Annotated in this window: 25 protein-coding genes; 14 read left to right on the plus strand and 11 right to left on the minus strand. The window is 72.3% G+C overall.

The window, feature by feature from the left end:
* Nucleotides 1–72: 72 nt before the first annotated feature.
* Nucleotides 73–492, plus strand: coding sequence for a fluoride efflux transporter FluC (locus tag ACFY3L_RS34445; protein WP_389333763.1), 420 nt, complete (start codon nucleotides 73–75; stop codon nucleotides 490–492).
* Entirely contained in the window at nucleotides 489–842 is a 354-nt protein-coding gene (crcB, locus tag ACFY3L_RS34450) for a fluoride efflux transporter CrcB (RefSeq protein ID WP_389333766.1), read from the plus strand. The genes ACFY3L_RS34445 and crcB overlap by 4 nt, the downstream gene beginning before the upstream one ends.
* On the opposite strand, the gene erm is transcribed toward crcB, so the two are convergent.
* The 6 genes from erm to ACFY3L_RS34480 all read right to left on the minus strand — a co-directional run bounded on the left by erm (nucleotide 822) and on the right by ACFY3L_RS34480 (nucleotide 6,700).
* Nucleotides 822–1,598 carry an ErmE/ErmH/ErmO/ErmR family 23S rRNA (adenine(2058)-N(6))-methyltransferase gene (gene erm, locus ACFY3L_RS34455; RefSeq protein ID WP_389333769.1) on the minus strand — a complete coding sequence of 259 codons (777 nt, stop codon included), beginning with the start codon at nucleotides 1,596–1,598 and terminating at the stop codon, nucleotides 822–824. The genes crcB and erm overlap by 21 nt on opposite strands.
* Nucleotides 1,599–1,903: 305 nt before the next feature.
* Nucleotides 1,904–2,647 carry an amino acid ABC transporter ATP-binding protein gene (locus tag ACFY3L_RS34460; RefSeq protein WP_389333772.1) on the minus strand — a complete coding sequence of 248 codons (744 nt, stop codon included), beginning with the start codon at nucleotides 2,645–2,647 and terminating at the stop codon, nucleotides 1,904–1,906.
* Nucleotides 2,644–3,489: an amino acid ABC transporter permease gene (locus ACFY3L_RS34465; protein WP_389333775.1), complete on the minus strand. Its 846-nt coding sequence runs from the start codon at nucleotides 3,487–3,489 to the stop codon at nucleotides 2,644–2,646. The genes ACFY3L_RS34460 and ACFY3L_RS34465 overlap by 4 nt, the downstream gene beginning before the upstream one ends.
* Complete coding sequence (locus ACFY3L_RS34470) at nucleotides 3,489–4,367, minus strand: ABC transporter substrate-binding protein (protein WP_389333778.1); 879 nt, start codon at nucleotides 4,365–4,367, stop codon at nucleotides 3,489–3,491. The genes ACFY3L_RS34465 and ACFY3L_RS34470 overlap by 1 nt, the downstream gene beginning before the upstream one ends.
* Before the next feature lie 53 nt (nucleotides 4,368–4,420).
* Nucleotides 4,421–5,935 (minus strand): MDR family MFS transporter, encoded by a 1,515-nt coding sequence (locus ACFY3L_RS34475; protein WP_389333781.1) that lies wholly within the window; start codon nucleotides 5,933–5,935, stop codon nucleotides 4,421–4,423.
* Between the two features lie 72 nt (nucleotides 5,936–6,007).
* A complete protein-coding gene (locus tag ACFY3L_RS34480; protein WP_389333784.1) occupies nucleotides 6,008–6,700 on the minus strand; it encodes a hypothetical protein in 693 nt (230 codons plus the stop codon).
* Nucleotides 6,701–6,844: 144 nt separating this feature from the next.
* On the opposite strand from ACFY3L_RS34480, the gene ACFY3L_RS34485 reads away from it, so the two are divergent.
* The 6 genes from ACFY3L_RS34485 to ACFY3L_RS34510 all read left to right on the plus strand — a co-directional run bounded on the left by ACFY3L_RS34485 (nucleotide 6,845) and on the right by ACFY3L_RS34510 (nucleotide 12,758).
* Nucleotides 6,845–8,113 (plus strand): sensor histidine kinase, encoded by a 1,269-nt coding sequence (locus tag ACFY3L_RS34485; protein WP_389333787.1) that lies wholly within the window; start codon nucleotides 6,845–6,847, stop codon nucleotides 8,111–8,113.
* Nucleotides 8,110–8,769 (plus strand): response regulator, encoded by a 660-nt coding sequence (locus ACFY3L_RS34490; RefSeq protein ID WP_389333790.1) that lies wholly within the window; start codon nucleotides 8,110–8,112, stop codon nucleotides 8,767–8,769. Before ACFY3L_RS34485 ends, ACFY3L_RS34490 begins: the two co-directional genes overlap by 4 nt.
* Nucleotides 8,770–8,969: 200 nt before the next feature.
* Nucleotides 8,970–9,881: an NAD(P)/FAD-dependent oxidoreductase gene (locus ACFY3L_RS34495; RefSeq protein ID WP_389333793.1), complete on the plus strand. Its 912-nt coding sequence runs from the start codon at nucleotides 8,970–8,972 to the stop codon at nucleotides 9,879–9,881.
* A gap of 137 nt (nucleotides 9,882–10,018) precedes the next feature.
* Complete coding sequence (locus tag ACFY3L_RS34500) at nucleotides 10,019–10,987, plus strand: DNA polymerase domain-containing protein (protein ID WP_389333796.1); 969 nt, start codon at nucleotides 10,019–10,021, stop codon at nucleotides 10,985–10,987.
* Nucleotides 10,987–11,556 (plus strand): GrpB family protein, encoded by a 570-nt coding sequence (locus ACFY3L_RS34505; protein WP_389333799.1) that lies wholly within the window; start codon nucleotides 10,987–10,989, stop codon nucleotides 11,554–11,556. The genes ACFY3L_RS34500 and ACFY3L_RS34505 overlap by 1 nt, the downstream gene beginning before the upstream one ends.
* 317 nt (nucleotides 11,557–11,873) lie before the next feature.
* The gene (locus ACFY3L_RS34510) at nucleotides 11,874–12,758 is read left to right on the plus strand and encodes a polysaccharide deacetylase family protein (protein WP_389333802.1); all 885 of its coding nucleotides are present in this window, start codon (nucleotides 11,874–11,876) and stop codon (nucleotides 12,756–12,758) included.
* Here the strand turns inward: ACFY3L_RS34510 and ACFY3L_RS34515 are convergent.
* The 3 genes from ACFY3L_RS34515 to ACFY3L_RS34525 all read right to left on the minus strand — a co-directional run bounded on the left by ACFY3L_RS34515 (nucleotide 12,739) and on the right by ACFY3L_RS34525 (nucleotide 14,078).
* Nucleotides 12,739–13,248, minus strand: coding sequence for a metallophosphoesterase family protein (locus ACFY3L_RS34515; RefSeq protein WP_389333805.1), 510 nt, complete (start codon nucleotides 13,246–13,248; stop codon nucleotides 12,739–12,741). The two genes, ACFY3L_RS34510 and ACFY3L_RS34515, sit on opposite strands and share 20 nt — an antisense overlap.
* Nucleotides 13,249–13,313: 65 nt before the next feature.
* Nucleotides 13,314–13,709, minus strand: coding sequence for an RDD family protein (locus ACFY3L_RS34520; RefSeq protein WP_389333808.1), 396 nt, complete (start codon nucleotides 13,707–13,709; stop codon nucleotides 13,314–13,316).
* A 45-nt stretch (nucleotides 13,710–13,754) separates the two neighbouring features.
* Nucleotides 13,755–14,078, minus strand: coding sequence for a DUF2752 domain-containing protein (locus tag ACFY3L_RS34525; protein WP_389333811.1), 324 nt, complete (start codon nucleotides 14,076–14,078; stop codon nucleotides 13,755–13,757).
* Between the two features lie 384 nt (nucleotides 14,079–14,462).
* On the opposite strand from ACFY3L_RS34525, the gene ACFY3L_RS34530 reads away from it, so the two are divergent.
* The 4 genes from ACFY3L_RS34530 (at nucleotide 14,463) to ACFY3L_RS34545 (ending at nucleotide 18,506) form a co-directional block, all read left to right on the plus strand.
* Nucleotides 14,463–15,356, plus strand: a complete 894-nt coding sequence (locus ACFY3L_RS34530; RefSeq protein WP_389333814.1) for an ABC transporter ATP-binding protein — start codon at nucleotides 14,463–14,465, stop codon at nucleotides 15,354–15,356.
* Nucleotides 15,353–16,075, plus strand: a complete 723-nt coding sequence (locus tag ACFY3L_RS34535) for an ABC transporter permease (RefSeq protein WP_389333817.1) — start codon at nucleotides 15,353–15,355, stop codon at nucleotides 16,073–16,075. Before ACFY3L_RS34530 ends, ACFY3L_RS34535 begins: the two co-directional genes overlap by 4 nt.
* A 21-nt stretch (nucleotides 16,076–16,096) precedes the next feature.
* Nucleotides 16,097–17,305 carry a sensor histidine kinase gene (locus ACFY3L_RS34540; RefSeq protein WP_389333820.1) on the plus strand — a complete coding sequence of 403 codons (1,209 nt, stop codon included), beginning with the start codon at nucleotides 16,097–16,099 and terminating at the stop codon, nucleotides 17,303–17,305.
* 265 nt (nucleotides 17,306–17,570) lie between these two features.
* Nucleotides 17,571–18,506, plus strand: coding sequence for an aminoglycoside phosphotransferase family protein (locus ACFY3L_RS34545; protein ID WP_389333823.1), 936 nt, complete (start codon nucleotides 17,571–17,573; stop codon nucleotides 18,504–18,506).
* A gap of 71 nt (nucleotides 18,507–18,577) precedes the next feature.
* Here the strand turns inward: ACFY3L_RS34545 and ACFY3L_RS34550 are convergent, their stop codons facing one another.
* Nucleotides 18,578–19,699, minus strand: a complete 1,122-nt coding sequence (locus ACFY3L_RS34550) for an FAD-dependent monooxygenase (RefSeq protein ID WP_389333826.1) — start codon at nucleotides 19,697–19,699, stop codon at nucleotides 18,578–18,580.
* Nucleotides 19,700–19,773: 74 nt separating this feature from the next.
* Between ACFY3L_RS34550 and ACFY3L_RS34555 the strand changes: the two genes are divergently transcribed.
* Both ACFY3L_RS34555 and ACFY3L_RS34560 read left to right on the plus strand, forming a co-directional pair.
* Nucleotides 19,774–20,382 carry a TetR/AcrR family transcriptional regulator gene (locus ACFY3L_RS34555; protein ID WP_389333829.1) on the plus strand — a complete coding sequence of 203 codons (609 nt, stop codon included), beginning with the start codon at nucleotides 19,774–19,776 and terminating at the stop codon, nucleotides 20,380–20,382.
* 477 nt (nucleotides 20,383–20,859) lie between these two features.
* Nucleotides 20,860–21,045, plus strand: a complete 186-nt coding sequence (locus ACFY3L_RS34560; protein WP_389333832.1) for an antitoxin — start codon at nucleotides 20,860–20,862, stop codon at nucleotides 21,043–21,045.
* A 7-nt stretch (nucleotides 21,046–21,052) separates the two neighbouring features.
* On the opposite strand, the gene ACFY3L_RS34565 is transcribed toward ACFY3L_RS34560, so the two are convergent.
* Entirely contained in the window at nucleotides 21,053–21,559 is a 507-nt protein-coding gene (locus ACFY3L_RS34565; protein ID WP_389333835.1) for a DUF1360 domain-containing protein, read from the minus strand.
* Nucleotides 21,560–21,631 lie beyond the last annotated feature (72 nt).

Here is a 21,631-nt window from a genome sequence, read left to right on the forward strand (position 1 = left end):
ACCCCAGATGAGGGCGGCCACGGTCCCGCCGGGGCGGGCCGCCTTCGCGCGGCCGGCAGGTACCCTGACCCGATGTCCGCACGCCCCTCACACGTCCTCGGTGCCGTCGCCGTGGGCGGGTCCGCGGGCAGCGCCGCCCGGTTCGGGGTGGCCCTGCTGCTGCCCCACGACGCCGGGACGGGCGTGCCGTGGGCGACCTTCACCGTGAACGCGACCGGCTGCCTGCTCATCGGGGTCCTCGTGGTCGTCGTCGAGGGCCGGCACCCGCTGCTGCGACCGCTGCTCGGGGTCGGGGTCCTCGGCGGCTTCACGACGTTCTCCACCTACACCGTCGACGCCGTCGTCCTCGCCTCCCGGGGCGCCGCCTGGATCGCGGCCGCATATGTCGTGGGGACACTGGTCACCGCCATGGCGGCCGTGTCCCTCGGCGTGTGGTCCGCCCGCCGCCTGACCGCCCGCCTGACCGCCCGTCCGACCAGGCGTCCCGCGTGACGCTGCTGCTGGTGCTGATCGGCGGGGCGGTCGGGGCACCCGCCCGGTACCTCACCGAACGGGCGCTCAAGGACCGCTCACCCCTCGGGACGCTCATCGTCAACGTCTTCGGCAGCGCGCTGCTCGGGACGCTGACCGGCGCCGGCGACACGGTGCCCACCGCCGTGAAGACCCTGCTGGCGACGGGGTTCTGCGGCGCGTTGACGACCTACAGCACGTTCAGCCTGGAGACGCTGCGCCTCGTCGAGGAGGGCCGGCCGCGGCGGGCGTTCGCGTATGTGGCGGCGAGCCTGGTGCTGGGACTCGCCGCCGCCACGGCCGGCTACACGCTAACGCGAACGCTGCTGTAGCAGGCGGAACAGGGTCAGCCACTGCTCGGGCCAGACCAGCCCGACCGGCGTGTCCGGGGCGAGCCGCAGCGCCCGGAACGCACCCGAGACCCGGCGCGGGTCGTGCCGGCGGCACAGCGACGCGTGGAGCGAGCCGCCGACCCCGCTGAACCCGAGCTCCACGAACGCCGCGTAGCCGCGGGCCGGGGCCAGCGGCGAAGGGCGGCGGGTCAGCCGCAGGATGCCGCCGTCGACCCGCGGCACGGGCCGGAACGCCTCCCTCGGCACCCGCCCCGCGAGCCGCCAGTCCCACCAGGGCCAGGTCGCGATCGTCAGGCGGCTCCAGCGGCCGTAGTCGCCGGTGCGCTTGCGGGCGTACTCCAGCTGGGTGAGCAGCGTCGCGCCGGTCAGGCCGGGAGCGTGCAGGCACCAGTCGACGACGGCGGAGGTCAGCGCGTACGGGATGTTGCCGACGACCGCGAAGGGTGCCGCCGGCGGCCGCGCGGCGAGGAAGTCCGCGACCCGGACGGTGACGCCGTCGCGGGCCGGCAGCGCCGCCGCCAGCCCCGGGTCGACCTCGTAGGCGATCACCCTGCGGCACCGCTCGGCGAGCGCGGCGGTGACGTGCCCGCGGCCGGCCCCGACCTCGACGACGAGCGTGGACGGGTCGAGCCCGGCGGCGTCGACGAGCCGCCGGACGGCGGCGGGTGCGGTGAGGAGGTTCTGGCCGTACACGCGACGGCTTCTGACATGGGCGTTGCGGGTGGATGGCGCCATGACCGTGGTCCCGTCTGCCGCCACGACGTCGGGCGGCGAAACACGGACAGGCGGCATCGCGGCCCGTCCGTTTCCGAAGATGGACTCGGAGGGCCCTGGCGCGGCTCGGGTGGCGACGCTCTACACGTGCGTCACACCTGGCGGACCAGGGCGCGACGCCGGGCGCGCAGGCGCATGGCCAGCACCGCCGGCATCGCCGCCGACGCGAGGAGAGCATGCGTCATGGTCATCGCCGCAACATATCGGAGCCACCCACCCGGTGCACGCGGTTTTTCGCCGGTACCGGCGGCGCACCGGCAGCGGTTCTACAGGCGGCCCGCTTCGGTGATGCGTTGCAGGAACTGCCGGGTGCGGGGTTCGCGCGGCGCCCCGAACACCTGCTCCGGCGGGCCGTCCTCGACGACGACACCACCGTCGAGGAAGCAGACCCGGTCGGCGACCTGGCGGGCGAAGCTCATCTCGTGGGTGGCGAGGACCATCGTGACGCCGTCGGTCTTCAGGTCACGGATGAGCGCGAGGACCTCCCCCACCAGTTCGGGGTCGAGGGCGGAGGTGACCTCGTCGAGCAGCAGCAGCCGGGGGTCGTTGACGAGCGCGCGGACGATCGCGACCCGCTGCTGCTGCCCGCCGGACAGCCGGTCGGGGTAGGCGCGGGCCTTGCCGGCGAGCCCGACCCGCTCCAGCAGGGCGAGGGCCTTGGCCTCGGCTTCCGGCCGCGGCAGCTTGTGGACGTGCCGCGGCGCGAGCGTCACGTTGTCCAGGACGCTCAGGTGCGGGAACAGGTTGAACGCCTGGAAGACGATGCCGATGCGGCGGCGGACCTTGTCCGGGTCGGCGCGGGGGTCGGTGATGTCCTCGCCGTCGAGGTGGATGGTGCCGTCGTCGACCTGTTCCAGGAGGTTGACGCAGCGCAGCAGCGTCGACTTGCCGGAGCCGGAGGCGCCGATGAGCGCGACGACCTCGTGCTCGGCGACGTCGAGGGACACACCACGCAGCACCGGGTTGCGGTTGAAGAGCTTGTGCACGCCGGTGATGGACAGCAGGGTCACAGCCGGTTGTCTCCTGACTGGCGGCGGGCGGCGCGCAGCGTGACCCAGTCGGTGACCGCGACGACAGGGATCGCCAGCAGCACGAACAGGACCCCGGCGACGACGTACGGCGTGTAGTTGTAGGACCCGGCCGTCTCGATCTGCGCGGCCCGGATCGCGTCGATCGGCCCCGCGAGGGAGATCAGCCCGACGTCCTTCTGCATCGCGACCAGGTCGTTGAGCAGCGGCGGCGCCACCCGCCGGACCGCCTGCGGCAGCACCACGTGCCGCATCGTCTGGCGGTAGGTGAGGCCGAGGGAGCGGGCCGCGGCGCGCTGCGACGGGTGGACCGACTCGATGCCGGCCCGGAACACCTCGGCGATGTAACCGCCGTAGGTGAGCACGATCGCGATCCCGCCGAGCACGAGCACGGACGGGGTGCCGCTGAGCCGCAGCCCGGGCACCCCGAACGCGAACAGGTACAGCGTCACGATCAGCGGCAGCCCGCGGAAGGTGTACGTGTAGCCGGCCGCGAGGGCCCGCAGCGGGAAGAAGACCGCGGGCCGGACGGTGCGCAGGGTGGCGATGCCGAGCCCGAGCGAGACGGCCGCGCCCGCGCACACCAGGAGGAGCCGCACGTTGAGCCACAGGCCGCGCAGCACCTCGGGCAGCGACTCGACGGCGACGTCCCAGTCGAAGAAGCTGGCGCGGAACCGGGCCCAGCCGGGCGCGCCGGTGACGGCCACGTACAGCAGGACCCCGACGACGAGCGTGGACGCGGCCGCGACCGCCACCGACAGGGTCGTCTGCCGGCGGCGGTACGCGTCGCGTTCCAGCTGCAACGGGCTGGGCTTGAACGTCATCAGGAGAGCTTCGGCGCGCCCTGCACCGACGACAGCCACGTGTCGGCCAGCGTCTTGAGGGTGCCGTCGCCGCGCAGCGCGTCGACGGCCTGGCTGACGCAGCCGGTCAGCGACGAGCCCTTGTCGAGCACGAGACCGAACTGCTCCGGGGTGCCCGACGGCTGCGGCAGCTGCCCGACGATCTGCGCGTCCTGGATCTCCGCGCCGGTGATGTAGAACGCCGTCGGCAGGTCCACGACGAGCCCGTCGATCTGCCCGTTCTGCAGGGCCTTCTTCGCGTCGTCGTTGTTGTTGTACACCTGCGGCTGCGCCGACGGCTTGACCACCTCGGTGATCGAACGGTAACTGGTGGTGCCGACCTGCGCGCCGAGCTTGGCGCCCTTGAGGTCCGCGACGCTCTTCGCACCGGCGATCTTCGAGGACTTCAGCGCGATGACGGTCTGCGTCACGTCGTAGTACGGGGCGGAGAAGTCGACGGCCTGCTTCCGCTCGTCGGTGATGGAGAACTCGTTGACGTCGAAGTCGAACGTCTTCTTGCCCGGGGCGATCGCGTTGTTGAACGTGACCCGGGTCCACGCGACCTGGTCCTTGCTGTAGCCGAGCTTGGTGGCGACGGCGTACGCGACGGCGGACTCGAAGCCCTGACCGGACTCGGGCTTGTTGTCCTTGAACCACGGCTCGTAGACGGGTTCGTCGGTGGCGATCGTGAGCTTGCCCGCGGCGACCGTCTTGAGGTTCGCCGGGGCGCAGCTCGCTCCGCCGGAGCTGGAGCCGCCCGAGGCGGCCGGAGTCGCAGTGTCGTCGGCCGGCGCGCAGCCGGCAGCGGCGGCGAGGGCCGCGGTGAGACCGGCGGCGAGGAGGAGGTTCCTGGAGCGCATGGCGGCGATCGTACCCACCTGACCGGTAGGAAAAGGATCTACCGTGTGTCGGATCACGGCAGCGGTTCGGTCCTGCGCGGCATGAGCAGCAGCGCACCGGCACCGAGGACCGCAACGCAGGCCAGGGCGATGAACACGTGATGGGTCGCCGCGAACAGGCTCCCCCGCACGTACTCCAGGACGGCCGGCTGGGTCCCCTTCGCCTTGAGTACCACGTCGGTCGCGTCGGCGCCGCCGCTCAGCCGCTCCCGCACCCCGGGCGGCGCCACCGCGAACCGCCGGTCGAGGGTCGTGTTGGCGATCGCGCCGAACACGGCCCCACCGACGGCGCTGCCGATCGACCGGAAGAACATGTTGGTGCCGGTCACGACGCCACGCCGGTCCCAGCCGACCACCGACTGCAGGGCGACGAGAATCGGGCTCGACATCAGCCCGAGCCCGACGCCGATGACGAAACAGGCGACCGTGAGCCAGCCGATGCCGGCGTGCCGGCCGAGCACCGCGCACATGACGCTTCCGGCGATGATGGCCGCGCCACCCGCCAGGGACGTGTCACGAAACCCGATGCGCAGGTAGACACGGCCGGCGAGGGTCGCGGCGAGCGGCCAGCCCAGCGTCATCGCCGCGACGACGAAACCGGCGACGACCGCACTCGCACCCAGTACACCCTGCGCGAAACTCGGCACGAACGAGGTGAGCCCGATGAGCAACGCGCCGACGACCAGCGCGGCGAGGTTGCCGCCGACGAGGATGCGGTGCCGGAACACCCACAGCGGCAGGACCGGCTCGGCGGCGCGACGCTCCACGAACCAGAACGCGACCATGAGCACGGCGCCACCGGTGAAGATCGCCACGCTCGGCGCCGACGTCCACGCCCAGCCGATCCCGCCCTCAAGGGTGCCGAGGATCAGCAGCGTGCAGCCGGTGACCAGCAGCGACGCGCCGAGGTAGTCGATGCGGTGCGCGCGCCGCTCGACGCGCTCCTTGAGGTGACGCACGAGCATCCACACGGCGGCGAGCCCGACCGGGATGTTGACGAAGAAGATCCACCGCCACGACAGGTAGTCCGCGAACACACCGCCGAGAGCCGGGCCGACCACCGACGACGCGCCCCACACCCCGGCGACGTAACCCTGCACCCTGGCGCGCTCCTCCACCGTGTACAGGTCGCCGATGATCGTCATGCTCATCGGCTGGATCGCGCCGGCACCGACGCCCTGCACCGCCCGGAACACGATCAGCGTCAGCATGCTCCACGCGAACCCGCACAGCACCGAACCGACCAGGAACGCGGCGATCCCGGCGAACATCACCGGGCGGCGGCCGACGACGTCGGCCAGCTTGCCGTACAACGGCGTCGTCACCGCCGCGGTCAGCAGATACACCGAGAACAGCCACGGGAACTGCGAGAACCCGCCGAGCTCCCGGACGACGGACGGCACGGCGGTCGCGATGATCGTGCTGTCGAGCGCGACGAGCCCCGTGGTCAGCATCACCGAGGCGAGGACGGGTCCGCGCTCGGAGCGCAGACCCACCGCCTTCCGGGGCGTGAAAGTGACGTCGACCATTCAGACACCTTACGACCGGCGGGCGGCTCCGGTGCTGTGCACCGTCGCGTGGCCCGCCGGTCGTCCGGTCCGCTACGCGACGCCGACCAGCTCCGGCGCCACCAGCCTGGCCCGCTCGACGACCCGCCAGCCGGCGAACGCCATCACGGCCAGCATCGGCAGCGTCCCCAGGGCCGGGAGGATCGGCGTGTCGTACGGCATGAACAGCAGCCCGGCATAGCCCAGGACGATCCCGCCCAGCGACCACCAGCCGATGACACCGGCCCGGGCCAGCCCCACGAACGTGAGCAGCAGCGCCACGGACACCAGCGGGCCGGGGCTGAACGCGAGCTGCTGCGCGGGGTGCGCCAGGACCTTGTCCGACAGCGCCACCGCCTGCTCGACCGGCAGGTTCCGGCCGATCTCCATGTGGAACCAGTCCGACAGCAGCGCCCCGGACATCTCCGTCAGGAACAGCGCCCCGAGCAGCGCCCCGACGAGCGTGACGACACCGCCCCGGCGGCCCCGCACGAGCAGCGGCAGCGCCAGCAGACCGACACCCATCAACAGGTTGCCGTAGTGCAGCAGCAGCGCCGACAACTGCGTCTGGAACGGGTCGGCGGCCAGGGACTGCAGGTAGGCGGCCTTGTCGTCGCCGGAGCTCGGCGGGGACGTGGCAAGGCCGGCGAAGAAGAGGGCGGCACCCGCGATCAGCGACGTGCCGGCGGCGTATGGAAGGACCCGGTGGGCCATGGTTGCGTATTGGCTGGTTGCGTGTTCGTTCATGCCGCAGACGCTATGGTCCGGCCCTCCCCCCGGTCTGCTGTCCGGCGTCTCGACCCGCGTCCGCCGCGCGACGGACACGGCACCGTCACGATGTCCGCCGCACGGCCGACCCGAGGCCCTGAACTGCGGCAATAGGATCTCCCCATGCACCGCACGCTCGCGTCCCGGGCCACCCTCCTGCCCGCTCTCGTGCCCGGGGCCGCCGCTGCCACCCTCGCGGTCATCGGCGTCGCCGAGATCCTCCTCGACAACGCGTTCTCCGCCGCGCCGGCCGTGCCCGCCGCGACGCTCGCCGCCGTCGTCGCCGGCACCGCCCTCGCCGGCCGCTTCCCGATCGCCGGCTCCGCCGTCGTCGCCGCCGCCTTCCCGGTCGCGGTCGCCGGCGGGCTCAACGGACCCACCGGCGCCGCCGTCCTCGGGTTCTTCCTCGCGCCCGGCTGGGCCGGCTACCGGCAGGCCGGCCTCTGGCCGTCCGGATCCCGGCCGCTCGCGTTCTGGCCGTCCGGGTCCTGGCCCGCCCCGCTCGCCGCGCAGCTCATGGCGAGCCTCGGCACGTGGATCGCCGGCCGCGCCGCCGGGTCCACGGTCAGCGGGCTCGCCGCGATGGCCTGGGAGAACCTGTTCTTCGGCCTGCTGTGCTGGGGCGCATGGGGCGTCGGCCTGCTCGCCCGCCGGCTGCGGGACCGCGCCGAGCTGCTCGCCCGGCTCACCACCGCCCTCGACGCCGAACGCGACGCCCGCGAGCACGCGATCGTCGCCGAGGAGCGGCAGCGGATCGCCCGCGACATGCACGACGCCGTCGCCCACTCGATCAGCGTCATGGTCCTGCAGCTCGGCGCCGTCCGCGCCACCCTGCCGGCCGGCACACCACAGGCGGAGATGCTGCAGGGCGTCGAACGGCTCGGCCGCGAGTCCGTCCGCGAGCTGCACACCCTCGTCGGCATCCTGCGCGACACACCCTCGCCCACCGCGGCACAACCGTCGATCGCCCGGGCCGGCGACCTGGTCGCCGAGGTCCGCGCCGCCGGGCTGCCCGTCGAGCTGACCGTCGACGGCGACCTCACCGACGTGCCCCGCGCCCAGGACATCTCCGCCTACCGGGTGCTGCAGGAGGCGCTCACCAACGTCCTGCGCCACGCCGGCACCGCCGCGACCAGCGTGCACCTGCACTGCACCGCGGACCGGCTGACGCTCACAGTCGACAACGCCGTGACCTCGCCGTCGCCGTCGCCGTCCGCCGGTGACGGTGACGGTGGCGGGCACGGGCTGATCGGGATGCGGGAGCGGGTCGCCGTGTTCTCCGGCACCCTCACCGCCGGCGCGCGACCCGGCGGCTTCACCGTGCGGGCGACGTTCCCACTCGGCACATCGTCGCTCCTCGGTGCGCCGTCACCGCTCGGCGCCACGCCATGATCCGCGTCGTGGTCGTCGACGACGAAGCGATGATCCGCGCCGGGCTGCGCATGCTCCTGGACCACCAGCCCGACATCGAGGTCGTCGGCGAGGCCGCCGACGGGGTCCGCGCGCTCGACGAGGTCCGCCGCACCACCCCCGACGTCGTCCTCCTCGACGTCCGCATGCCCCACGGTGACGGCATCGAGGCCGCCGGCCACATCCTCGCCGCCGGCCCCACCAAGGTGATCATCCTGACCACGTTCGACGAGGACGAGGCCGTCCGGCGGGCACTGCGGCTCGGGGTGAGCGGCTTCCTGCTCAAGGTCGCGCCGCCCGAGCAGCTCGTCCACGCCGTCCGGACCGTCGCCGCCGGCCAGGCGCTGCTCGACCCGGCCGTGACGCTGCGGGTCATCGCCTCGTACGCCGCCTCCCCCGTCGCCGACCCGCGGGCCGCCGCGCAGCTCGCCACGCTCACCGAACGGGAGGTCGACGTGCTGCGGCTCGTCGCCCGCGGCCGGTCCAACGCGGAGATCGCCGCGTCGCTGTTCCTCGGCGAGGCGACGGTGAAGACGTACGTCTCCCGCATGCTCACCAAGCTCGACCTCCGCGACCGGGTCCAGGCCGTGGCGTTCGCCTACGAGAGCGGCCTGATCCGCCCCGGCGCCGCCTCATGACCCGCCGCGGCGGACCACCCCCGCCGTACGCGAACGCGCCGATCAACCGCCGTGTCACCCGCGGCGCGACGACGGCATCCCCCTCCGCGACCGACCTGATCGCCCCCGTCAGGTAGGTCCCATGTCCTACCTGAGGACGCATTCTTGCTGTTTCGGCAACAGGCATTGCGGATGGCGCCAGGGCGACGGACGCTCGTGGCATGGACAACGACTACGACGTAGTGATCATCGGCGGCGGCGCGGCCGGCCTCAGCGCCGCGCTCACCCTGTCCCGGGCCCGCCGCCGGGTGCTGGTCATCGACGCGGGCGAGCCCCGTAACGCGCCCGCCGGCCACGTGCACAACTACCTCGGCCGGGAGAGCACGCCGCCGGCGGAGCTGCTGTCGATCGGCCGGGCCGAGGTCAGCCAGTACGGTGGCGAAATCCGCGACGGCGTCGTCACCACCGTCACCGGGGCGTCGCCGCGGTTCACCGTCGAGACGGCGGACGGCCGGACCGTGTCGGCGCGGCGGATCCTCGCCACGACCGGCCTCGTCGACGAGCTGCCCGACATCCCCGGCCTCGCCGAGCACTGGGGCAGCAGGGTGCTGCACTGCCCGTACTGCCACGGCTGGGAGGTCAGGGACCGGCCGGTCGCCGTCCTCGCCACCAGCGGCATGGCCGCCCACCAGGCGCTGCTGTGGCGGCAGTGGACCCCGCAGGTCACGCTGCTGCGGCACACCGCGCCCGCCCTGGCCCCTGACGACGTGGCACGGCTGGACCGGCGCGGGATCCGGATCGTCGAGGGCGAGGTCGTCTCGTACGGCGCGGACGGCGCCCACCTGGCGGACGGCACCGTCGTGCCGGTCGAGGCCCTGGTCGCGATGGGACGGGTCGCGGCGCGCGCCTCGTTCCTCGAGCCGCTGGGGCTGGCACCGGCCGCCTTCGAGGCACACGGCGTGCCCCTGGGCACGCACCTCCCCTCCGGTCCCGCCGGGACGACCAGCGTCCCCGGCGTCTACCTCGCGGGCAACGTCACCGAGCCGATGGCCACGGTCATCGCCTCGGCCGCCGCCGGTGTCAGCACCGCCGGCCTGATCAACATGGATCTGGTGCTGGAGGAGGCGGCATGACCGCCTGCGCCGTCGTGTTCTGCTCCTGGTGACGGGCGTACCCCGGCCGCGGTTCTGCGGTCGGGGCCACGTCGCCTGACGTTTCCTAGGACGCTAGGTTCCCAGGGTCGGGACCGGACGGGGGTTACGGTGTGGCGGTGACCGCTGCGAACGAGGAGCGCGACGGCGTCGCGCTGACGAACCTCGACCAGACCCTGTTCGACGAGGCGGGGGCGACCAAGCGCGACCTGGTCGACTACCTCGACGCCGTCCGTTCGCAGATCATCCCGGTGCTGACCGGGCGGCCGCTGTCGGTGGTGCGGGTGCTGCGGGGCCAGCCGCCCTTCATGCAGAAGAACCTGCCGAAGTACACGCCCGACTGGGTGCCCCGGGTGACCGTGTGGGCCGAGTCGTCCAAGCGCAACGTCACCTACGGGCTGTGCGAGGACCGGCGGACCCTGCTGTGGTTCGCCAACCAGCGCTCCATCGAGTTCCACCCGCTGCTGTCGAAGGCACCCGACTTCGCACACACCACCCACATGATCCTCGACCTGGACCCGCCTGCGCCGGACGCGTTCGGGCTCGCGGTCGGCGCGGCCAGGCTGATCCGCGCCGTGCTCACCGACCTCGGCATGGACAGCGTGGTGAAGACGAGCGGCGCCAAGGGCCTGCATGTGTTCGTGCCGATCGACGCGCACGCGCCGATGGAGGACATCGCCGCCGCCACCCGGGCGGTCGCCGCCCGGGCCGCCCGCCTCGACCCGTCCCTGGCCACGACCGCCTTCATCCGCGAGGACCGCGAGGGCAAGGTCTTCCTCGACCCGACGAGGGTCGGCGGCGCGACGGTCGCCGCCGCGTACAGTCCACGGCTGCGCCCGGGGACGCCGGTCTCCTTCCCGGTGGCCTGGGACGACCTCGACGACGTGTCCCCGGCCGACTTCACCGTCCACACCGTGCCCGCCCTGCTCGCCGGCGCCGACCCGTGGGCCGAGCGGATGCCGCCCCCGCAGCGCCTCGACGCCGCGCTGATCGCGGAGGGCCACACGATCCCCGTGCCCCGCGTACAGGCGATGCACGAAGGAAAACGCCGCGCCAAGGCCAAGCGTGACGCCACGGCGGAGCACTGATGCCGATCGTCGTCGACGCGCCGCGGGAGGACTGGGCGGCCCGCGGCCTCGAGCTCGCCGCCCGCCTCCGGCAGGACCTGGCCCCTCACGCCGCCGCCGTCGAGCACATCGGCAGCACCTCGATCCCGGGCATGCCCGCCAAACCGATCTTCGACCTGCAGGTCAGCGTGGCGGACCTCGACGCGCCACTGGACGCGCCGCTGCGGGCCGTGGGCCTGTCCCGCCTGCCGTACGAGCGCGACCACGTGCCGGCCGGCCTCACCGACGACCCGGCCCGATGGGCCAAGCGGATGTGGTCCGGCCCAGACATCAACCTGCACGTCCGGCGCACCGGCTCCCCGAACGAACGCCTGGCCCTGCTCTTCCGCGACTGGTTCCGCGCCCACCCCGCCGCCGTCCCGGCCTACGGCGCCTTCAAGTCCGCCCTCGCCGACGCCCTCTCCGGCGTCCCCGACGACATCGGCGTCTACAGCGACGTCAAGGACCCGGTCGTCGACCTCGTCATCGTCGTCGCGGAGGATTGGGCCGCGGCCACCGGCTGGTCACCGCACGCCGGCCAACGGTCATGAGGTCAGGCCCGCGAGCGTAGGCGCAGGCCGCGCACCTGCTGGCACATCGCGAGGCCACCCGCGCGTCGCGAACCTTCGCCAGTCCGTCGCCGATCGGCCGACCGGCCGCGAAGCTCGCGGCAGAGCCGGTCGAGATGGTCTCCGGCACGGCGTGGACGCGGTAGAAGCTTGCAGGGGCACCGTAACGACCGCATCGAGCCACATCACCCGACGTATTCACCTGCCTTCACCGCGTTACAGGGGATGTGAATCATGCCCGGATTCGGCTACGTTGGCCGGGCATCGCGTTTTGCCGCTAGTTGTAAGGAGCGTTCGACGTGCCCCGACTCAGGTCCGTGGTCACGCTGCTGGTCGCCTCGATGCTTGCCCTCACGGCGTGCGGGCCGGACAAGAAGCAGGACCACCAGGCCGCCCGGCCCGCCACCGGCGCCCCCTCCCCGACCGCGTCCGCGGACCCCTCCCCGACGGCCGAGGCGTCGCCGTCGGCGGGCCCGTCCGCGTCGAAGTCGCCGGCCGGGAAGCCGTCGCCGAAGGCGAGCGCGTCGACGGTGCAGGGGCCCGAGGGCACGTTCGTGATCCGCCCGCCGGGCACCGGTCACGGCGCCGCCGGCTCGCAGAGCCGCACCGGGACGACCGCGGTCGCGTTGACGTTCGACGACGGGCCCGACCCGGTGAACACCCCGAAGATCCTCGACCTGCTGCGCGACAACGGCGTCAAGGCCACGTTCTGCCTGGTCGGCTTCCGCGCCCGGGACAACCCGGCCCTGGTGCGGCGGATCGCCGACGAGGGGCACACCCTGTGCAACCACTCGTGGCAGCACCTGACCAATCTCGCGAAGAAGGATCCCGGCTACATCGACTGGGACCTCAAGCGCACCAACGAGGCCATCCGCGCCGCCGCGCCGGGCGTGCCGATCAGGTACTTCCGGGCACCCGGCGGCAACTTCACCCCCGGCCTGATCGCGAAGGCGAAGGACCTGGGGATGGCGTCGATCTACTGGGACGTCGACCCCGCGGACTGGAACCACACGAAGGACGCCGACGACGCCGCCCACATCAGGCGGGTCATCGCCGAGGTGAAGCAGCACGTCCGGCAGGGCTCGATCGTGCTGTCGCACGACAACAAGCAGCCCGACACGATCATCGCGTACCAGACGCTGCTGCCGTTACTGAAGCGGTACTTCACGCTTGAGGCGCTCTGAGCACCCGGTGCAGCACCAGGTCGGCGAGCGCCCCGCCGGCCACGGTCGCGGTCATGTAGGTGGCGTACGGCTGGCGCCTGCGGTCCGTCGGTGAGCCAGGATTGAGCAGGCGCAGGCCGGCGGGCGTGACGGTGTCCCACGGGATGTGCGAGTGGCCGAAGACGAGCAGGTCCCGGCCGGGGAACCGGGCGTCGCAGCGCCGCTCGCGGCCGGTCGCCGGCCCGGTCTCGTGCACGACGGCGACCCGGAGCCCGTCGAGCTCGACGTCGGCGACCTCGGGCAGCCTGGCGCGCAGCGCGGGACCGTCGTTGTTGCCGTGCACGCCGATCAGCCGCGCGCACCGGGCCTCGAACCGGTCGAGGAACGGCTCGTCGACCCAGTCACCGGCGTGAATGACGACGTCGGCGGCCTCGACCGCCACCCAAAGCTGCGCCGGCAGGTCACGCGCCCGCTTCGGTACGTGGGTGTCGGCGACCAGCACGAGCCTCATCACGCCGACGCTACCGGGCGCATGAAAAAGCACCCCGGAAACCCGGGGTGCTTCTCATGGCGGGCTTACGCCTTGGTGACGACCGTACCGACGATCTTGTCGCTCAGCGTCTGCTTCTTCTGGTCCCACAGCGGGAACAGGTAGCCGATGCAGCAGATGCCGTCGACGATGTGCGCGAGGTCACGGAGGAACGCCATGCCGGCACCGATCGGCTGGCCCGTCTGCTCCTTGATCAGGTACAGGCCCAGGGCCTTCTTGCCCAGGCTCTGGCCCTTGCCGCCGAGGAACCAGCGGTTGTAGCCGAGGTAGACCAGGCCCAGCAGCAGGAACACGTAGTAGATCGGGCTGAGCGTTCCGTCGCCGTTGTTCCCGACTGCGGCGCCGATGCCAACCAGCACCACGTACGGCAGCAAGTCGATGATGTAGGCCCCGACGCGCACGGGCCAGGATGCGAGGTTCATGGAACTCCTTGACGAACAACTGGGGGTATTGCGAAACGTCCCGGCTCAGGCGAATCCGAACCGGTGCAACTGGAAGGCCCAGCTCACGGCAGCGACCACGAGCATCAGCCGTCCCATACGTGATCGGGCACGGTCGGACCACGGCACCGGAGCACCGATCACGCCGAACTGCCGCAGCGCGATCAGCGGAAGGGTCACGACCGTCACCGCCGCGAGACCGAAGATGCCGGGGTTGGCCGCGGCGGCCGCGCCGACATGTCCGTGCACGAGCGCAACGGCAGCGGTGGTCAAGCCGCAGCCCGGGCACGGGATACCGGTGAACTTGAACAGCAGGCACGGCGCACCGAGACCGGTGGACGCGGTGAACACCGGCCAGCACACCGCGGCGACCGCCGCGAGGGCGCCGAAGCCACCGAGTCGCTCGGGAACGGAGAACTGCTTGCGCACGTGACCTGCTCGATCGACGGTATGGGACAGCGATCGTATGGCACGAGATCAGGCAATCTCCACCCCGTTAGGTCATCCGAACGACCGACATCTACGCCGAAGGTGGCTACAGGAGTTGCAGCATTTCGGTACATATGCGGATGTAAGGGACGGGGACGCAACGATAACGATACGAAATATTTGCCCAACGGACGCGCGCCAGGGCGTTCGGGTGATCCGGCACGCGTCCCGGCATGACATCCGTCATGGGGTCGCGGGTGACGCCGGACAGATCCGTCAGGATGGATACCAGGCGATGCTTCTGGCATGACGAACGCAGCAGTCCAGTTGACCGGCCTCACGAAACGGTTCGGTGCGCTCACCGCCGTGGACGGGCTGGACCTCACGATCCGCCGCGGCGAGGTCGTCGCGCTCCTCGGCCCGAACGGCGCTGGCAAGTCCACGACGATCGACATGCTGCTCGGCCTCCTGCGCCCCGACGAGGGCACGGTCCTGCTCGACGGGCAGTCGCCGGCGAAGGCGATCGCGAAGGGCACCGTCGGCGCGCTGCTGCAGAGCGGCGGCCTGCTGCCGGACCTCACCGCGGGTGAGACGGTGCGCCTCACCGCCGCCCTGCAGCAGCGGTCGCGTCCGGTGCCGGAGGTGCTCGAACGCGCAGGGGTCGCCGAGTTCGCCAACCAGCGTGTCGGCGGCCTCTCCGGCGGGCAGCAGCAGCGCATCCGCTTCGCGATGGCCCTCGTCGCCGACCCCGACCTGCTGGTCCTCGACGAGCCGACGACCGGTATGGACGTCGAGACCCGGCGCGGGTTCTGGACGACGATGCGGCAGGAGACTGCGCAGGGGCGCACGGTGCTCTTCGCGACCCACTACCTCGACGAGGCCGACGCCTACGCCGACCGCATCGTGCTGCTGCGCTCCGGCCAGGTCATCGCCGACGGCACCGCCGCCCAGATCAAGGCGGCCGTGACCGGCCGGACGATCCGCGCCACCCTGCCCGGCGCCGACCTCGTCGGCCTCGCCGCCCTGCCGGGTGTCGACCGCGTCGAGACCCGCGGTGACGTCGTCATGCTGCACTGCGACGACTCCGACACCGCCCTGCGGGCCCTGCTCGGCTCCACCGACGCGCGCGACGTCGAAGTCACCGCGCGCAACCTCGAAGACGCCTTCATCGCCCTCACCGCCGCCGGGAGCAGCAAGTGAACACGACCTACCTCCGCATGGAGATCGTCCGTCTCGTCCGGAACAAGCGCGTCGTCATCTTCTCGATGCTCATGCCGGCCCTGCTCCTGCTCATCATCGGCGGCGTCTCCGTCGGCGGCGACCCCGACGCCAAGAAGTACGTCATGGTCAGCATGGCTCTCTTCGGCGCCATGACGGCCGCCCTCACCAGCGGCAGCACCATCGCCGTCGAGCGCGGCCTCGGCTGGAACCGCACCCTGCGTCTCACGCCCCTGTCCCCCGGCGGGTACGTCGTCAACAAGGTCATCGTCGCGCTGCTCGTCGCCATCCCGCCGGCCCTCGTCACCTTCCTCATCGGCGCCCTGGGCCTGCACATCCGGCTCACCGCGACCGAGTGGGTGCTGTGCTTCGCCGGCGCCTGGCTGTCCGCGCTGCCCTTCGCCGCGCTCGGCGTCGTCATCGGCTACCTCGCGAAGCCCGACGGCGTCCAGCAGGTCACGGCGCTGCTCAACCTGACCCTCGCCGCGTTCGGCGGGCTCTGGGTGCCGGTCTCGCTCATGCCGAGCTTCATGCAGCAGATCGCGAAGCTGACCCCGTCGTACTGGACCGGCCAGGTCGCCCGCAGCCCGCTCGACCACGGCCACATCGACGGTCAGGCCATCCTCGTCCTCGGCGGCTGGACGCTCGTGCTGGCGCTCGTCGCGCTGCGCCGGTTCCGCGTCGACACCGCCCGCGCCTGAGCCGTCGGTACCGTGTCCGTCATGAGTGACCCCACCAGCCGCCGGTCCGCACCCAGATTCTTCTGGCTGTGGGCCGCGGTCTGGCTGTTCTACATGGCCGGTCCCATCGGCGACGCCTGGCGCCGCCCGGAGGTCTGGGAACGCGTCGCCGGCCTCACCGCCGCGCTCGCCTTCTGCGTGCTCTACCTGATGTCGTTCGTCGCGGCCCGCGCCGCGATGCGACGCACCGGTGCCCCCATGCGCATTCCCAACGCTGCCTGGCGGCTCGGGGTCATGGTCGCCCTCACCGCGGCGCTCACGCTCATCGTCGGCGAGTCGGGCCTCACCGCGCTGGTCTACGTCGGCGTGATGGCCGTGTTTTCGCTCAGCCCGCGCCTCGCCTGGTCCGTCGTCCTCACCACCGCCGCGTGCGCCGCCGCCCTGCCGAAGCTCGTGCCCGGCTGGGACGGCGGCATCGACCTCACCTTCGCCGTCCTGGTCGCCGCCCTCGCCGTCTGGGGCGTCACCCGCGTCGTGCAGCGCAACGCGCAGCTCGCCGAGGCCCGCGAGGAGATCACCCAGCTGGCCGTCGCCGCCGAACGCAACCGCTTCGCCCGTGACCTGCACGACCTCCTCGGCCACTCCCTCACCGTCGTCTCCGTGAAGAGCGAGCTTGCCGCCCGGCTGGTCCACATCGCCCCCGACCGCGCGGAGGCCGAGCTCACCGAGATCCAGCGTCTCGTCCGCGAGGCCCTCGTCGACGTGCGCGCCGCCGTCTCCGGGTACCGCGAGATGTCCCTGGCCACGGAGCTCGCCTCGGCGCGCAGCGCCCTGGACGCCGCCGGCATCGAGGCCGAGGTGCCTCTCACCGCCGAGGCCGCCGACCCTGCCCGGCAGCAGCTCTTCGCGTGGGTCGTCCGCGAAGGCGTCACCAACGTGATCCGTCACAGCGACGCGAAACACTGCTGGATCCGCCTGGAGCACAACGCCGTCGAGATCAGCGACGACGGCCGCGGCCCCACCGCCCGCCCGGTCGCCGCAACGGACGCCTCCCCCACTGGAGCCGCTGTCCCCCGGGACCCCGCCGGCCACGGCTCCGCGGACCTCGGCTCGCCGGGCCACAGCTCGCCGGGCCACAGCTCGCCGGGCCATGGCCTCGCCGGCCTCCGCGAACGCGTCGACTCCGCCGGCGGCACCCTGACCATCGGCAACCGCGACGGCGGCGGTTTCGTCCTGCGCGCCACCATCTGACCGAGCCACCCCGGCCTCGTCAGCGCAGCGCCGTATTGCGGTTGCCCGCGGCCCGGCCGGCGGGCAGGCTCCGACCGATGGAGGTACCTCCCGTCCCGAACGGATCGCAGCGGCCGAGGCACGTCGACGGAGCAGCTCAGGCGACGGGCGCGGATTGGCCGGCCGGAGCCGCGCCCGCTGCACCGGCACCGGCACCGGCCCACGCCGGGCTGCGACCGCCGACGCCGGCGGTGCCAGGTGCGGACGGCACGGAAAGGACTGAATCGTGACGAGCCCGGACGACAGGCCGCCGAAGTGGGTCGACGAGGCGTTGCCGGCGACGGTACGGGCGAAGGCGGAAGCAGCCGGGGCACACGACTGGCTGCGGCAGTTGCCCGAGCTCGTCGCCGAGGTCGAGGAGGACTGGGCCATCCGCGTCGGGCGGGTGTACGCCGACGCCACCGAGGCCTTCGTCGCCGACGCCACCATGGCCGACGGCACACCCGCGGTGCTGAAGCTGATCGTGCCGCGCGCAGGCGACGCGACCGCCAACGAGGTGACGGTGCTGCGGCTCGCGGGCGGCGACGGGTGCGCGCGGCTGCTGCGGCACGACGTGGGCCGGGACGCGCTGCTGCTGGAGAAGCTGGGCCCGAGCCTCTTCGAGCTGGGGCTGCCGGTCACCACGCGCCACGAGATCCTTTGTGACGTCGCGAGCCGGGTGTGGCGGCCGGCGCCGGACGCCGGGCTGCCGACGGGCGCGGCGAAAGGCGCGTGGCTCGCGACCTTCATCACCCAGGCGTGGGAGCGGCTGGACCGTCCCTGCGCCGAGCGCACCGTCGCGCACGCGCTCGCCTGCGCCGAGCGCCGCGTCGCCGCCCACGACGATGAACGGGCCGTCCTCGTCCACGGCGACGTCCACGAGTGGAACACGCTGCGCGCCCCCGACGGCTTCCGCCTCGTCGACCCCGACGGGTTGCTCGTCGAGGCGGAGTACGACCTCGGTGTCATCATGCGCGAAGACCCGGTGGAGCTAATGGCGGCCGACCCTCGTGACCGCTCGCGCTGGCTCGCGGCCCGCACCGGGCTCGACGAGACCGCGATCTGGGAGTGGGGGGTCGTCGAACGCGTCTCGACCGGCCTCGTCCTGGTCCAGGTCGGCCTCCAGCCTCTGGCCGCCCAGATGCTCGCAGCCGCCGACACGATCGCCGCGATGCGCACCTGACACCTCCAAGAGCAGTAGTGAGATCGTTCGAGCCGAAGCCGGCGGTTCACCGGCGGCCGCCCATCGGTTGATCAGGCGCGCGAGAGCAGGACGCGGGCGGCGACGTTGCGGGTGGCGATGCCGAGTCGCGTCTTCGGGATCAGCATCGTCGCGGCGAGACCGGCGGCGCGCTGCTTGGCGTCGGTGCGGGTGCGGTGGGCTGCTTCGTATGCCATGAACGCCGACGCATGGTCGCCTGGGCTTGCCGCGAGTGCGGTCGCGAGGGTGTGCGCGCCGGCCATGGCGAGGCTCGAGCCGTCGCCGAACAGGGAGACACAGGACGCCGCATCGCCGAGCAGCGTCACCCGCCCGCGTGACCAGGACGGCAGGCGGACCTGGCTGACGGAGTCGAAATACAGGTCGGATGTCGCGCGCAGCCTGGCGAGGAGCTCGGGGACCCGCCAGCCGGCGCCCGCATAGGCGTCCGTGACGATGCGCTTGTGCTGGGCGGTGTCGCGGTGATCGAAGCCGTCGACCATCGGCCCGCGGAAGATGAACGCGACCAACGCCCGGCCCGTGGACGGATGGATCGACACGAGCCTGCCGGGTGTGTTGTGCATCAGGACGTCGTGCGGATGATCAGCCGGACCGTCCAGCGGCATCGTCGCCACCCAGACGCCCATGTGCCGCACGAACTCGCGCTCGGGACCGAAGACGAGCCGGCGCACCGTGGAATGCAGGCCGTCGGCGCCGACGAGGAGATCGAAGCGGCGCGGAGCGGCCCCCTCGAACGTGACGTCGACGCCGCTCGCGTCCTGGGACACCGACGTGATGGTGTCGTCCCACAGCAGCTCGGCGTCGTCGCGGGCGGCCTCCTGCAGGATCGCGGCGAGGTCACCACGGGGAAGCTCGACCTCACTGTTGCCCGCTGCGCTCCTGGAGCTCGGCAGGGGGATGCGGCCGGCCGGACGGCCCTTGGCGTCGATGACGAGCATCGAGGTGGCATGGGTGGCGGCGGCCCGCAGCCGGGGCATGATGCCCAGCTCCTCCGCCACGGGCAGTGCCGGGCCTCGGACGTCGACCGGGTTGCCGCTGGAGCGCAGGCCGCTCGCGCGCTCGACGATCGTGGGCCGGAACCCCTTGCGGGCCAGGAAGTGGGCGAGTGTCGGGCCGGCCACACCGGCGCCGGAGATGAGGACGGTGGGAGGAATCATGCCACCACGATAGCTGCATCCAGTGCAGAATTGCAATGAGTGCGAGTCGGCAGTTGATGCGGTACGATGTGGGCATGAGCCTTCGTGACCGCAAACGAGCCCGAGTCCGGCAGTCCCTCGTCGACGCCGCGACCGAGCTGTTCGAGCGGGACGGTTACGAGCGCACGACCGTGGCCGACATCGCCGCGGCGGCGGACATCGGCACGCGCACGTTCTTCAGCTACTTCGCGAGCAAGGAGGAGCTGCTGTTCCCCGAGAGCGACCGCCGGGTCCAGGCGACGGTCGACGCGATAGCCGCCCGTGACCCAGAGGACACGCCGGTCGAGGTGCTGATCCGCGCCCTGTACCTGACCGGCGTCGACAGCGACGACCTGACCGACCGGCTGGCGGCGTTACGGCTGCGACTGATCCGAGAGGTGCCGGCGGTGCGGGGGCGGGCGCTGCAGATCCAGTTGGACGCCCAGCAGCAGATCGCGGCGCACCTGGCCGAGGCGTTCCCCGAGCAGCTGGACCGGGTCAAGGCGGGGGCGCTGGTCGGGGCCTTCGTCGGGGCTGTGACCGGGGCGGTGCAGGTGGTGATGGAAGACCTGCCGGCGCATCACGACCCGAAGGAGATGCGGTCGGCGGTGGAGGAGGCGACCAGTGTGGCGCTGCGGCCTTGGATGACGACGAGGCCTCGCTAGGCGCCGGCGACGGGAGTGAGCTGCGGACAGGACCGTGGCCTCGCACGCCGCCGTGGTCGCCAAGCCAGCGCGTCGAGGCAACGGGACGGCCGGCAAGCGGGACCCGGACCGGGCGGGCGGAGACAGCCGGAAGGACGGCGGCAAGCGGGACCCGGACCAGGCGGGCAGAGACAGCCGGGAGGACGGCCGGCAAGGGGGAACCACACCGGGCGGGCAGAGACAGCCGGAAGGAGGAACCGCGCCAGGCAGGCAGGAACAGCCGGAGCGGGAACCGGACCAGGCGGGCAGGAACAGCCGGAGCGGGAACCGGACCAGGCAGGCAGGAACAGCCGGAGCGGGAACCGGACCAGGCAGGCAGGAACAGCCAGGAAGTGGGAGCCGCACCAGGCGGGTGACCTGGAGCGGGCGGTCGGGCATGATCGTGGCACAGTGGCACGAGCACGGGAACAGTGCGGAAACGGACAAGGGGGACGAGCGGTGAACAGCTTCTTCGACAGGGTGAAGGACCTCGCCGACCAGCACGACGACAAGGTTGACGCGGCGCTGGAGAAGGTGGGCGACATCATCGACGACAAGACCGGTGGTAAGCACACGGAGCAGATCGAGAAGGCCGTCGACGCCGCGCAGCAGCACACGGGGGCCGGGGACACGACCAAGCAGTGAGCGGCGCCTAGCCGGCGGCCTTCTTCGCGGCGGAGTAGGCCAGGTGCAGGAAGTCGGCGCCGGCGATCGCGGATGCTACGCCCATGCCGAAGCGGGTCGCTCGGGGGGCGAACACGAGGCCGGCGCCGAGGCCTGACGCGACCCAGACCGCGGTGCAGAACGGGCAGGTCAGAAGCTCGCCGAGGGCGTGCCGGACGCCGTGGCCGCGGGGGGTCTCGTTGACCTCCGCGGAGCCCGCGGCGCTCTCGAACTGGGTGACCGGGGCGCGCAGCGGGCTGGTGACGGCGTCCTTGGTGATGAGCCGGGACAGCTTGTGGGTGGACGCGGCCAGCAGGGCCACGTCGGCCAGGGCGGGGCGCTCGGGGAGGCGTTTTCCCGTGAGCTTGGCAACACCGGCGGCCGTGGCGAGGGCGGCGCTGAAGACGGCCATGACCGTGGCGTAGCCCCGCAGCGGACGCTCATCGGACGCATTCCGCGCGTAGGTGGTCGCGGTCCGAGCATCGATGTCTGCCATGGGGAGGCAGCTACCCGGACCGTCCGAGCCGCAAACCAGGTGATCGTCTCGGGTACGATGGGTCCGCACTGT

The sequence above is a fragment of the Dactylosporangium sp. NPDC000521 genome, assembly GCF_042898305.1.
Taxonomy (GTDB): Bacteria; Actinomycetota; Actinomycetes; order Mycobacteriales; family Micromonosporaceae; genus Dactylosporangium.